General features: G+C 60.2%; 10 protein-coding genes. 1 reads left to right on the plus strand and 9 read right to left on the minus strand.

Annotated features, from left to right (window positions below; all coding sequences use genetic code 11):
* The coding region (locus tag AAC126_RS09320) for a metallophosphoesterase (RefSeq protein ID WP_339852546.1) at window positions 1–622 on the minus strand (622 nt) is incomplete at its 3' end.
* A 211-nt stretch (window positions 623–833) separates the two neighbouring features.
* Window positions 834–2,513 (minus strand): 2-isopropylmalate synthase, encoded by a 1,680-nt coding sequence (leuA, locus tag AAC126_RS09325; RefSeq protein ID WP_339852549.1) that lies wholly within the window; start codon window positions 2,511–2,513, stop codon window positions 834–836.
* Between the two features lie 396 nt (window positions 2,514–2,909).
* On the opposite strand from leuA, the gene hemA reads away from it, so the two are divergent.
* Complete coding sequence (hemA, locus tag AAC126_RS09330) at window positions 2,910–4,121, plus strand: 5-aminolevulinate synthase (protein ID WP_339852551.1); 1,212 nt, start codon at window positions 2,910–2,912, stop codon at window positions 4,119–4,121.
* A 117-nt stretch (window positions 4,122–4,238) separates the two neighbouring features.
* Here the strand turns inward: hemA and AAC126_RS09335 are convergent, their stop codons facing one another.
* From AAC126_RS09335 to AAC126_RS09365, 7 genes are all read right to left on the minus strand, one after another.
* Window positions 4,239–4,940 carry an ABC transporter ATP-binding protein gene (locus tag AAC126_RS09335; RefSeq protein WP_339852552.1) on the minus strand — a complete coding sequence of 234 codons (702 nt, stop codon included), beginning with the start codon at window positions 4,938–4,940 and terminating at the stop codon, window positions 4,239–4,241.
* Window positions 4,940–5,692 carry an ABC transporter ATP-binding protein gene (locus tag AAC126_RS09340; protein WP_339852555.1) on the minus strand — a complete coding sequence of 251 codons (753 nt, stop codon included), beginning with the start codon at window positions 5,690–5,692 and terminating at the stop codon, window positions 4,940–4,942. Before AAC126_RS09340 ends, AAC126_RS09335 begins: the two co-directional genes overlap by 1 nt.
* On the minus strand, window positions 5,689–6,663 hold the full coding sequence (locus tag AAC126_RS09345; RefSeq protein ID WP_339852558.1) for a branched-chain amino acid ABC transporter permease: 975 nt from the start codon (window positions 6,661–6,663) through the stop codon (window positions 5,689–5,691). Before AAC126_RS09345 ends, AAC126_RS09340 begins: the two co-directional genes overlap by 4 nt.
* Before the next feature lie 3 nt (window positions 6,664–6,666).
* Window positions 6,667–7,590 (minus strand): branched-chain amino acid ABC transporter permease, encoded by a 924-nt coding sequence (locus AAC126_RS09350; RefSeq protein WP_339852561.1) that lies wholly within the window; start codon window positions 7,588–7,590, stop codon window positions 6,667–6,669.
* Window positions 7,591–7,688: 98 nt separating this feature from the next.
* Window positions 7,689–8,873, minus strand: coding sequence for an ABC transporter substrate-binding protein (locus tag AAC126_RS09355; protein ID WP_339852564.1), 1,185 nt, complete (start codon window positions 8,871–8,873; stop codon window positions 7,689–7,691).
* A gap of 158 nt (window positions 8,874–9,031) precedes the next feature.
* Complete coding sequence (locus AAC126_RS09360) at window positions 9,032–10,600, minus strand: HD domain-containing phosphohydrolase (RefSeq protein ID WP_339852567.1); 1,569 nt, start codon at window positions 10,598–10,600, stop codon at window positions 9,032–9,034.
* 187 nt (window positions 10,601–10,787) lie between these two features.
* Window positions 10,788–13,154 (minus strand): hypothetical protein, encoded by a 2,367-nt coding sequence (locus tag AAC126_RS09365; RefSeq protein ID WP_339852569.1) that lies wholly within the window; start codon window positions 13,152–13,154, stop codon window positions 10,788–10,790.
* Window positions 13,155–13,211: the final 57 nt, after the last annotated feature.

Raw genomic sequence — 13,211 nt, forward strand, 5'->3', positions numbered from 1 at the left:
CATGGTTCCACTCGACCGTGTGGCCATGCACGACGGTCAGCTCGAACGGCCAGACCTCCGGATTGAGGAACGGATCGCGTATCCAGCAGAGCGTCTTCAGGGTTTGCGCGTTGAGCGGCTGGCGCGGGTCGATCCCGGCATGGACAAACAGGTAATCATCGACCCGGTAGGTGACCGACATGGATTTGATGAAATCCAGCACCGGTTCCGGCAAACGGCGCCGGGTCTGCATGATCATGTCGCGGGCACCGACCAGCCGGCTGATGCCGAGACTGCGCCAGGTTTCCTCGCCACCATTGGCGCCCCAGAACCGGAGGTCGTCATCCTCCAGAGTGCCGTCCACCGCCTGCCGCAGCCAGTAATCGTGATTGCCAAGGAGGCAGATATCCTCGACCGGTCTTTTCGTGAAAGCGCTCAGGCCGCCCAGCGCGAGGCCGAGCACTTCCAGGCTGTCCGGCCCCCGGTCGATCAGGTCGCCGAGCAGGATGGCCGTCACCCGCTCCGGCTTCAGCCGGGCGATGTCCTCGGCCAGTGCCTCGTAAAGTCCCGTCAGCAGATCGGCCCGACCATGCACATCGCCGATCGCCACCACCATATGCCCGTTACTGATTTGCCTCGGCACTTCGCACCACTCGTAGCGGCGTATTTCAAGTTGCGGATCCAGTTGACTCTCCGGTCAAGACGCAACGCGGCAGGACCGCGCCAATGCCTCATCATATGGCGGCATGAGGTCAGGGAGCAAACCGTCTCCTGCCAAGTTTGACTGCAGGCTCTTGAATCAAAACGGCGCGGCCAAATGCATGACCGCGCCGCTGAAGACTGTCCGCCTGTACCTAGATCCGGTTGACCGCGCTCATCACCGCCCGGATCGGCGCCATGGTGATCGAGGTATCGATACCGACACCGAAGACGCTGCGGCCATTCGCATCCGGCACGTTCAGCTCGATATAGGCCGCCGCCTCGGCCCGGGAGCCGACCGAACGGGTATGCTCGGTATAGTCCTTTAGCCGGAAGTTCAGGCCGAACGTATTGCGGAGGCCGTTCACGAAGGCCGAGATTGGCCCGTTACCCTCGGCTTCGACCACCTGATCCTTACCCTTGTGCTTCACCACCGCCGTGATGTGCTCGCGCTCGTTCGAGCCTTCCAGAGACCTGGAGGAGAAGGACACCAGCTTGAACGGTGCGTCCGGCTGCTCGATGAACTCGGAGGCAAAGGTCGACCAGATGGTCTCGCTGTTGATCTCCTTGCCGGTGGCGTCGGTGATCTTCTGGATCGCCTGGCTGAAATGGGCCTGCGCCGCCTTCGGCAGTTTGATCGCGTGATCCGTTTCGAGCAGATAGGCCACCCCGCCTTTGCCGGACTGGCTGTTCACCCGGATGATGGCTTCGTAATCCCGGCCGATATCCTGCGGATCGATCGGCAGATACGGCACTTCCCAATGCGGATCGTTCGCCTTGCGGATCGCCTGCATGCCCTTGTTGATCGCGTCCTGGTGCGAGCCGGAAAAGGCCGTGTGCACCAGTTCGCCCGCGTAGGGGTGGCGCGGGTGGATCGGCAGCTGGTTGCAATATTCCGCCGTCTCCATCAGGCCGTTGATGTTGGAGAAATCCAGCTCCGGATCGACGCCCTGAGTGAACAGGTTCAGGCCGAGGGTCACCAGATCGACATTGCCGGTCCGCTCGCCATTGCCGAACAGGGTGCCTTCCACCCGGTCGGCACCGGCCATGACCGCCATTTCCGTCGCCGCGATGCCGGTGCCCCGGTCATTATGCGGGTGGACGGACAGGATGATGGAATCCCGCCGGGTGAAATGCCGGTGCATCCATTCGATCTGGTCCGCATAGATGTTCGGGGTCGACATCTCGACCGTGGATGGCAGATTGATGATCACCGGATTTTCCGGCGTCGGCTGCCAGACATCCATCACCGCCTCGCAGACTTCCAGCGCATAGTCGAGCTCGGTGCCGGTGAAGCTTTCCGGGGAATATTGCAGCCGCACCCGGGTGCCCGCCTCTTCCAGCCGGGCCAGCCGGTCCTTGACCATGATCGCGCCTTCGACGGCGATTTTCTTGACCCCTTCCTGGTCCGCATTGAACACCACACGGCGCTGCAGCTCGGAGGTCGAGTTATAGAGATGGACAATGGCGCTCTTGGCGCCCATCAGGCTTTCGATGGTCCGCTCGATCAGATGCTCGCGAGCCTGGGTCAGCACCTGGATCGTTACATCGTCGGGGATCAGGCCGCCCTCGATGATCTCGCGGACAAAATTGAAATCAGTATCGGACGCGCTCGGGAAGCCGACTTCGATTTCCTTGAAGCCCATCTCGACCAGCGTCTTGAACATCCGATGCTTGCGCGCGCTGTCCATCGGATCGACCAGCGCCTGATTACCGTCCCGCAGATCGACGCTGCACCAGATCGGTGCCTTGTCGATGATCTTCGAGGGCCATGTCCGGTCCGGCAGATCGACCCGGGCATAGGCGCGGTATTTTTCGATCGGCATGTGATTCATCACTTCAACTCCCTTGGGCGGCGCATTTTCCCGTGGGCGCCAGCCCGTTTTTCAACATTCAAATTCTATTCCTGAATGCGCGCGTCCTTCGAACCGTGCCCTCAAAAAGGCCGACGGAGAAGAGTCTCTGTTCGATTGTGTGAAGCGGGATGGTGATCCATCGGCAACGCATCAGCACGGCTCAAGCATAGACGAGCGACGTGACCCGGACTCTCTAAAGAGCCGGGATCCTAAGTCGTAGCGCGAAGCCGAGGTGTGTGTGCGTCAACATATCGCGCGAAAAGTAGCCAGAATCCGGTATATCAGTCAAGCCATGAGCGTACAGTTTGACCTGGATCATTAATATCGGTCGAAAAATGCGCCAGAATGAAGCCGTACAAAACCGGGAGAGAGGCTGTGAACCTCTTCGATATCTGCCGCGACGAGCTGAACCGGATCAAGGCCGAGGACCGCTATCGCGTGTTCGCCGATCTGGAAAAGCAGGCGGACAAGTTTCCCTACTACAAGCATCACCGGGACGGCCGCGTGGAACAGGTTCTGGTCTGGTGCTCGAACGATTACCTGGCAATGGGGCAGAGCGATGTGCTGCGCGGTGCCGTGCACGAAGCGGTGGAGCAGACCGGCGTCGGCGCCGGCGGTACCCGGAATATCTCCGGCACCAGCCATTACCATGTCGCGCTTGAGGACGAGCTGGCGGACTGGCACCGTAAGGAAGCCGCCCTGCTCTTCACCTCCGGCTATATCGCCAACGAGGCAAGCCTTTCGACCCTGCTCAGCGCCTCTCCGAACATGGATGTGTTCTCCGACCAGAAGAACCATGCCTCGATGATCCAGGGCATCCGCAAGGGCAAGGCCCGCAAGCATATCTTCCGGCATAACGACCTTGCGCATCTGCGCGCCCTGCTGGAAGCCGCCGATCCCGAAAGCCATAAGATGGTCGCCTTCGAGAGCGTCTATTCAATGGATGGCGATATCGGCCTGATTGAGGAGATCTGCGATCTCGCGCATGAATTCAACGCGATCACCTATCTCGACGAGGTGCATGCGGTCGGTATGTATGGGCCGCGCGGCGCCGGCATCGCCGAACGGGACGGGGTGCTGGACAAGGTCGACCTGATCGAGGGCACGCTCGGCAAAGCCATCGGCGTGCATGGCGGCTACCTCGCCGGCCCGGCCCATGTGCTGGACTATATCCGCAGCGTCGCGCCCGGCTTCATCTTCACCACATCCCTTCCCCCCATGGTCGCCGCCGCGGCCACCGCGAGCATCCGGCACCTGAAGGAAAGCGGCCAGGAACGGGCAATGCAGCAGCAGCAGGCTGCCCGCCTGAAGGAAGCCTTCGCCAATGCGGGCTTGCCGGTGATGCCGTCGGAAAGCCACATCGTGCCGCTGCTCGTCGGCGACGCGGCCAAGGCCCGGGAATTCTCCAACCGGCTTTTGTACGATCACAATATCTACGTGACCGCGATCAACTACCCGACCGTGGACACGGGAACGGAGCGCCTGCGCTTCACCCCAACGCCGCGCCACACGGACGCGATGATCACGGAGCTGGTGGATATTCTGGTGCCGATGTTCCAGGAAGCGGGAATCCGGAAGAGGGCGTGAAACGGCCTCTATAGATAAATGTTTTCCCGGACTTGATCCGGGACCTTTCGACGTGAGGCGAGCCTTGTGATCACAAAGGTCCCGGATCAAGTCCGGGAGAACGATTGAAGAGATCGCTTAAACGCCGAGCTTTTCCTGGATCAACGCCGCGTTCTCATCAAGCTCAGCCGTCGTGCCCGTCCAGACGACCTGACCCTTTTCGACCACATAATGCCGGTCTGCGATCCGCTTCAGATCGTCGATATTCTTGTCGATGACAAGGATCGCCTGGCCGGCCTTCTTCAAGCGCTCCAGACAGCTCCAGATCTCCTGACGGATCAGCGGGGCCAGACCCTCGGTCGCCTCGTCGAGGATCAGCAGTTTCGGGTTGGTCATCAGCGCCCGGCCGATGGCGAGCATCTGCTGCTCACCGCCCGATAGCAGGTTCGCCATCGAGGTCATCCGGACTTCCAGTTCGGGGAACATGGCCAGCACGCGCTCGACCGTCCATGGGTCGCGGGAATTGAACCGGTTCGCCGCGGTCGCCACGAGGTTCTCGCGCACACTGAGGTTAGGAAAAACCTGGCGGCCTTCCGGCACCAGCCCGATGCCGTATCGGGCGATCCGGTATGCGGGTGCACGGGTTATGTCGTCCGCCTCGAAGACGATACGGCCCGAAGCAGGCCGCACGATGCCCATGATCGAATTCACGGTCGTGGTCTTGCCCATGCCGTTACGGCCCATGAGCGTCACGACCTCGTTCGAGCCGATTTTCATGGTCATTCCGAACAGGGCCTGACTGGCACCGTAGAATGTCTCGATTTCTTCAATTCTCAGCATCACGCCACCTCATCGCCGAGATAGGCCCGGCGCACGGCTTCGTCGCCGCGAATTTCCTCGGGTGTCCCGGTCGCGATCACACGGCCATAGACCAGCACCGAAATCCGGTCCGCCAGCGCGAAGACCGCGTCCATGTCGTGTTCGATCAGGAGCATGGTCTTCTCGCCTTTCAGGCTGCGCAGGATCTCGACCATGCGCTGGGATTCCTCCACCCCCATCCCCGCCATCGGCTCGTCGAGCAACAGCAGGACCGGGTTCGTCGCCAGAGCCATGGCGATCTCGAGCTGGCGATGCTCGCCATGGGACATGGCCTGGGCGATATCGTTCGCCCTGTCCTGAAGCCCGACAGCCTCAAGCGCGGCCATCGCCGGTTCCGTCAGCGCCGGGTCCTTCCGGGCCGCCCGCCAGAACCGGAAGGAATGGCCTGCGTGGGCCTGAACAGCGAGCGCGACATTCTCAAGCACGGTCATGCCCAGCATCAGGCTGGTGATCTGGAAAGACCGGGCAAGCCCCCGCAGCGAACGCCTGTAGGCGGGCGTGTTCGTCATGTCCCGCCCGTCGAAGCGAATCGTGCCCCCATCCGGGTCGATCTCGCCGGACAATTGCGCGATCAACGTGGTCTTGCCGGCACCATTCGGGCCGATGATCGCATGCAGTTCCGACTTCCGGACATCAAGATCGACATGATCCGTCGCAGCGATTCCGCCATAGCTCTTGTAGAGGTTTCGAACCTCGAGAAACGCGCCGCTCATGACCGTCCTCCGATGCCGGATTTCGCACCGAGCCAGCGGAACATCCCGTTAATGCCGCCCCGGGTGAAGATCACCACTAGGATCAGCATGGCGCCGAAGGGAAAGTGCCAATACTGGGTCAGGCGGGAGAGATATTCCTCCAGCAGGATGAAGACCGCCGTGCCGAGTACCGGCCCGAACAGGCTTCCGGCACCGCCGAGCACGACCATGAAGATCAGCTCGCCGGAATGCACCCAGTCGCCCATTTCCGGCGTGATGAAGTTTGTGAAGTTACCGAGCAGCGCGCCCGCATAGCCGCAGATCGCGCCGGAGATGACATAGCAGGCGAGACGATACCGGTAGGTCGGAAAGCCGATGGCCTGCATCCGCCGCTCGTTCCCCTTGGCGCCGGAGATCACCATGCCGAAGCGGGAATGCACGATCCGGTAGACCAGCGCGAGCACCGCGACCAGCGAGGCCAGCACGAAATAATAGAGGGTGAAATTGTCCTCGATATCGAGCAGGCCGGCGAACTCGCTGCGCATGTTGATGGTCAGACCGTCGTCAGCGCCATATTCCTCGATCGAGACGAAGGTGAAGTACACCATCTGCGCGAAGGCCATGGTGATCATGATGAAATAGACACCCTTGGTGCGCAGCGCGATGGCGCCGGTTACCAGTGCAACAGCCGCCGCCGCCAGAATGGCGATGGCGAATTGCAGGAAGCCATTATAGATATCGTAATAGGCCGGGATACCGACAGCATAGGCGCCGATCACCAGATAGGCCGCATGGCCGAAACTGACCATCCCGCCATAGCCGAGGATCAGATTGAGACCGACCGCGGCGATGCTGAGGATCATCAGGCGCATGAACAGGTCGATCAGGAAGATATTGTCGACCCATTCCGCGAGCAGCGGCAGCAGGGCCAGGAACCCGAGCCCCACGACCATGACAAAGGCCGGAAGGCCCGTTCTGAACAAGGATGTCATGGCTCAACGCACCTTCGGCGGGAACAGGCCCTGGGGCCGGATGGCCAGCACCATGGCCATCAGGATATAGATCGCCATTGCGGACAGGGCGGGCGCCGATGTCTCGGCGCTCTCGGACGACATGAAAACTTTCAGCAACTGATCGAGGAAGGACCGCCCCATCGTGTCGATCATGCCGACCAGCATGGCGGCCACGAAGGCGCCCTTGATCGAGCCGATACCGCCAATGATGATGACGACGAAGGCGACGATGATGATCTCGTTGCCCATGCCGATGCTTGCTTCCGTGATCGGCGCGATCAGCATGCCCGCCAGCCCCGCAAGCGCGGCACCAACGGCAAAGACCAGCGCGAACAGTTTGCCGATATCAACCCCGAGCGCCATCACCATGGTCCGGTTCGAAGCACCCGCCCGGATCAGCATGCCGATCTTGGTATGCGTCACCATGACATAGAGGAACCCGGCAACCGCAAGCCCGGTGCCGATGATCAATATCCGGAAGACCGGGAATGTGTGGCCACCGAAGAGGTCGATATGACTGTCGAGGAATTCCGGCAGCGGAATAGCCATGCCGGTCGGCCCCCATATGAAATCCACGGCCGTATCGAAGCACAGGATCATCCCGAAGGTCGCCAGCACATGATCCAGATGGTCATGCGTGTAGAGCGCCCTGACGACGATCAGCTCGACGATCCAGCCCAGCAAGGCTGTCAGTGGCAGCGCCAGGATGACACCAAGGATGAAGGAATCCGTGACTTGCACCAGGGTCGCGCAGAAATAGGCGCCCATCATGTAAAGCGAGCCATGCGCCAGATTCACGAAGTCCATGATGCCGAAGACCAGCGTCAGGCCCGCGGCGAGCAGGAACAGGAGCACGCCAAGCTGCACCCCGTTCAGCATCTGAATTGTAAAGAGTCCCCAGTCCACCCAGCAGCCCCACTTGAACTTTATTTTTGCGCCAAAGGCGAAAACCGAAACCGGCGGAGCTTCAGCCCCGCCGATTCCCCGTCATCCCAACAGGATGATCACATTTTGCATTCGGCTGCGTACGGGTCCTGGTGGTTTTCCATGACCGTGCTGACGATCTTGGTCGTCCAGACACCATCGGCATCCGCAACAACTTCACGCAGATAGAAGTTCTGGATCGGGAAGTGGTTGTTGCCGAAGGTGAATTTGCCGCGTGTTGACGGGAAGTCCGCCTTTTCCATGGCGGCACGCATGCCGTCCTTGTTCGACAGATCGCCGTTCACCGCTTCGACCGCGCTCTTGATCAGGAAGATCGTGTCGTAGGACTGGGCTGCGTAGAAGGACGGATAATGGCCATACTTCTTCTTGAAGCCTTCGACGAACTTCTTGTTCTGCGGGTTGTCCAGATCCGGTCCCCAATGCTGGGTATTGCGGGAGCCGAGAACGCCCTTGAGGTTGCCTTCCTGCAGCTTCGGCAGGGCAATCGAGTCAACGGTGAAGACGGTATAGAGCGGCAGCGTATCCTGCAGGCCGGCCTGCTCGTACTGCTTGATCAGCGCACCGCCGGCCTTGCCCGGATAGAACACCCACAGAGCCTCGGCACCGGAGGCTTTCGCCTTCGCCAGCTCAGCCGAGAAGTCGAGCTGCGCGTCCTTGCCCCATTTGGTCAGATCGCGCCCGGCGACCTTGCCTTTGAAGGTCCGCTCGACACCGGCGATCATGTTCTTACCGGCGGCATAGTTCGGCGCCATGATATAGACCGACTTGACGCCGTTCTGGTTCAGGACCTCGCCCATTGCCATCGGCGTCTGGTCGTTCTGCCAGGAGGTGGAGAAGAAATTCTTGTCGCACTGCTCACCGGCAAGCTGAGACGGGCCGGCATTCGAGCTGATCAGAAAGGTGCCTGAATCGAGCGCTGACTTTTTCGAGGCCAGCAGCACGTGGGACCAGATGAAACCGCCGATGAAATCGACTTCATCCTTCTTCACCAGCTTGTCGACCTTCTGCTTGCCGACCGGAGGTTTGAAGCCGTCATCCTCGATGATGAGTTCCACATCAAGGCCGGCCATCTTGCCGCCGATATCTTCCATCGCCAGATTAACCGCATCGACCATGTCCTGGCCGATAACGCCAGCGGGCGTTGTGATGGTGGTGACGAAACCGATTTTGACCTTGTCGGCTGCCATCGCCGGAGCTGCCAGTAATGCTCCCAGTGCCGCAAGGGTCGTTATTCTTCTAAACATTGCACAAGCCTCCCAGAATGATGCGGCAACCATGCCACAACAAGTACATGCAACATAGTGCACACCTTCTTATGAAGGTGCATTATACTTTCGTTTTTGGCAATCTGATACTTAGACAGTGCGCCATGTTCGTGGCCGGGAGGCCCTTACACGGAAGACTAATCAGCATTGCTCATTCTGATGTCGATCATGATGGACAACTTCTTCAGAAAAGTATCGACGACCATTGGATCGAAGTGACGGCCGCTTTCTTCCCGAATGAGCTGCACGGCATCTTCTACTGACCATGCTTTTTTGTAGACCCGGTCCGAGGTCAGCGCATCGAAGACATCGACAAGCCCGATAATGCGCCCTTCGATCGAAATTTCCTCGGCCTTGAGATTGTGCGGATACCCGCCACCAGCCCATTTTTCGTGATGCTCAAGCGCGATGCGTGCCGCCAGCTTCAGGATAGGCATGTCCGACGACCGGAGCATTTCGTAGCCGATGGTCGTGTGCTCCTGCATCACCCGCCACTCTTCCGGGTCGAGCTTTCCAGGCTTGCAAAGAATTGCATCCGGGATGCCGATCTTGCCTATGTCGTGCAAGGGCGCCGCGCGAAAAAGCAGCTCGGAATCCGACCGGCTGAAGCCCAGCTTGTCCGCAATTTCACGGGCATAGAGTGCCACCCGGGAGACATGACGCCCGGTTTCACCGGACCGGGTTTCAACGGCCTCCCCCAGCCGCAGCACGATTTCGCGCTGCGCACGCTCGGTTTGATCATGCAGCCGGATATTGTCGAAGGCCGTGAGAACCTGGGAAACGAAGACATCGACAATCTGGGCGTCCGATCCGCTCAATCCCTGCAGCTCGGGCATGTAAAGCAGGCTGGTTTGCCCGTTTCGTCCGACAACCCCCGTCAGCAGCGCATTTTCGGTCCGGCCGATATGAATTCCCGGACCACGGCCAGCCAGCTCTCCAACCAGTTTATTGGCATCCGCATCAAGCGGCAGGTCAGCCAGCTTTCGGGGGTCGTCACGGCGGCGCTTTCCGGCAATGATTTCGAAATCCTTCGCCTCCGCGTTCTTGCTGTCCGCCACCGCAAGAACGCCACGCGCCCCGAATTTCTCACGCCGGGTCCGGTTCATGTTCGCGATGACATCGAGGTTCTCGAGGATGCCGTCGGCAAATTCCGCCAGATCCGGTTTCTCGAACAGGGCCGTGGACATCTGGAGCACTTTTATGAGGCCGCGCCGGTTCTGCTCCATCGCGAGAAACTGCTGATAAGAGCGCAATGCCGCATAAGCGAGCGAGAAAAGCTTCTGGGCGCTGAGCTCGGTCTTCTCTTTATAGTCGCTGATATCGTAATCGATGATGACGCTCTGTTCCGGCGCATGTCCCGGCTGGCCGGTACGCACGACCAACCGGATCAGCTTGTTCCTCATCTCGTGGCGAATATGATGGATCAGCTCAAGACCGGCATTCGGCGTTTCCATGACCACATCGATCAACGCGAGGCCGATATCGGGATGCTCGGACAATATCTGTTTGGCTTCCTCGGCAGAGTAGGCAGAAAGCAGATCAAGCGGTCTGCCCTCGACCTCTACATCACGCAGCACAAGGATCGTCGTCGCCGCCACATCGCGGTCGTCATCAACGATGAGCACTTTCCACGGCTCGGCACGAAGGCCTGGCACGTCGTCGTCTTCCACGAGAAACTCGAGAATATTCACGTCGTCGTCGGACATTCCGTCACCAGCGCGCCGCACGCTTGTATGCACGGCGCGATTTCCCCTGACTCTCTAAAATCGACAAAAGAACCGTCATTTCAGCATGCCCAGAGATATCCCGTAATCCTGAATGAACGATTAACACCGGCATCTCCACCGGGCGAAACCCACCCAACCTCAAGGAGTTCACGATCCGGACTCAGCATCAAGGTTTTTGGCAATAATCCGCCCATGCCTCGACAAGCCGCGCTTCAACACCGCGCGCATAGCGTTCCTGATCGCATAATGGCGATGCGGCGACCCGCTGGCGCAGAGTCTTGCGGGTTTCGCCCAGATGTTGAACGTCCGATGCCAGATCAATGGCTCTTGCAACGAAGTCCTCTGCATTCTCCACTGTCCATTCAGGAAAACCGGCATTGCTCAGATGACTGAGTGAGTGCCGTCCCGCGAAATGACTCTGCGCCGCAAGAGAGATGACGGGGACACCCATCCAGAGCGCCTCGCACGTTGTCAGCCCGCCGGAATAGGGCATCGTATCGAGGGCGATATCCATCAGCCCGTATCCGCCGAGAAATTCCTCGTGATAAGTGAAGGTCCTGAACTCCACCCGGTCCGACGCAATTCCGGACGCCCCCAGACGGGCCCGGACATCCTCCTGAATTCCGGGATCGTCAAAGCCGCGATAGGCGAGCAGCAGCCGCGATTGCGGGACGGCCGCAAGAACCCCGGCCCAGAGATCCAGTGTTTCGTCAGTCAGCTTCGCCGGATTATTGAAGCTGCCGAAGGTGATGAAGCCGTTGGCGAGCACAGGGCTCGGCACGACCGGCGGCGATGTCGGGGCAGCCAGGAAGCAGATATAATCGTCCGGCAGGACCAGCCAGCGCTCGGAATAAAACTCCTCGGTTCCCGGCAGGGTCTGGAACCGGTCGGTCACGAGATAATCCATGGCATCGAGACCGGTGGTGCCGACATACCCCATCCAGCTCATCTGCAGGGGGGCGGCACGTCTGGCGAACAGCCCCATACGGTTGGAGGCCGAATGACCGGCAAGATCGAACAGGATATCGACCCTGTCTTCCTGTATCCGTTCCCGCAGGACGTCGTCGGTTTGCCCCGTTGCGTCAAACCAGTGATCCGCGTGACCGCGGATCTCCTGCGTGAACAGATCGCCCTTCCCGGCATCGGAATAGACCGAGATCCGAAACTGCTTACGTGTGAGATGCTTCAGTACCGGCAGCAGGAAAAACCCCACCGGATGCCGCTTCAGGTCGGGGGAGACGAAGCCGAGATGAATCCGGCGCTCGGCCGTCCGGTCCACATCATAGTCCAGCGGCTCCTCGGCCGGCGCCCAGTTCTCCGCCCATGCCCTGTGATCCAGATAGAGAGACCGCGCGGAAACACCAGTTTCATAATTATGCCCCATGAGGAGACCGGACTGGATCGTCCGGTCTTCCGGAAAGGCTGAACGGGCCCAGCGCAGAGAACGCTCAGCCAGCGGGTGCTGCCGCGATTGCCGGTACGCATTGGCCAGCCCGACGAGCATGTCCCGGTCCGGGCCGCCAGTGACAAGCGCGCTCTTGATCGCTTTGGCGGCCGCATAATATGCGCCTTGATCGAGCAGGAATTTGCTGAAATTAGCCCAGCTCCGGGCGTCTTTCGGATCGGCGCGCAGAACCCGGCGATACCCGGCCCGGATCCGGTCGGCAGGCACACCCTCCTTGGCCAGAATCACCAGATGGCTTTGGAGTGCGAACAACCCTGCCGGCTCCAGAGCCAGGGATCTCCGGAACACGGTTTCAGCAGCAGTTGACTGACCCTCCGCATGCAGCGCGCCTGCATAGGCAAGCCAACTGTCCGCCCGCGCCAGATCCAGCATCACGCACAGGCGCAACAGCAGCAGTGCCTCCCGGTGCGCACCCTGCCGGGACAAGGAGCCGCCCAGCCTGGCACAGACGACCGCATCACGCGGTGCAAGCAGGATTGAGCGCTTCAGGGCAATATCGGCGGCCTCATTATCCTCATCCGCCTGCGCCACCAGACCGAGCGCTTTCCAAGCATCCGCATCCATCGGATTACCGCAAGTCACCCGGCGCATCAGCCGCGCTCCGGCCAACCGGTCACCCGTGACCGTCATCTCCGCCAGCAGCTTCAGATGCCCGGGGAGTTCCGGATTGAGCAGGATGGTTTTACGGGCCAGCCTCCGGGCCGTGTCCGGATGCCGGGAGCGCACCAGGTTAGCCCAGTCGCTCATCGCCGAAACATTCAGCGGATCGAAATTCACGGCGGCAGCGTAATGCTCCCCGGCCTGTTCAAGATTTCCCCGGGACGCCTCGGCAAAGGCCAGAAGCTGATGGAACGAACTTTTACGCGGCTCAAGCACGAGAGCCCTTTTCAGCAGGGCCGCACCGGATGCCGGATGGCCGCCGGACGTCGCTGCGTCACCGGCAAGGGACAACACAAGCGGGATCGGCGGATGCACGGCGAGCACTTTACGATAGAGAAACGCCGCCTCTTTCAGGCGCCCGGACTGATGCCGTGCAAAGGCCTCGTTCACCAACGCCTGTAAATCCACCCTGTTCGTCTCCCTTAGCGTCTCATCTGTTCTGTCTGTCTAATCTTTTACCGTGAT

It is taken from the genome of uncultured Nisaea sp. (assembly GCF_963974195.1).
Lineage (GTDB): Bacteria > Pseudomonadota > Alphaproteobacteria > Thalassobaculales > Thalassobaculaceae > Nisaea.

Coding starts and splice junctions, on each gene's coding strand:
- AAC126_RS09360 (WP_339852567.1), bottom strand. CDS start 10,600: ATGTCCGACGACGACGTGAATATTCTCGAGTTTCTCGTGGAAGACGAC.
- AAC126_RS09335 (WP_339852552.1), bottom strand. CDS start 4,940: ATGCTGAGAATTGAAGAAATCGAGACATTCTACGGTGCCAGTCAGGCC.
- AAC126_RS09355 (WP_339852564.1), bottom strand. CDS start 8,873: ATGTTTAGAAGAATAACGACCCTTGCGGCACTGGGAGCATTACTGGCA.
- AAC126_RS09345 (WP_339852558.1), bottom strand. CDS start 6,663: ATGACATCCTTGTTCAGAACGGGCCTTCCGGCCTTTGTCATGGTCGTG.
- leuA (WP_339852549.1), bottom strand. CDS start 2,513: ATGAATCACATGCCGATCGAAAAATACCGCGCCTATGCCCGGGTCGAT.
- AAC126_RS09340 (WP_339852555.1), bottom strand. CDS start 5,692: ATGAGCGGCGCGTTTCTCGAGGTTCGAAACCTCTACAAGAGCTATGGC.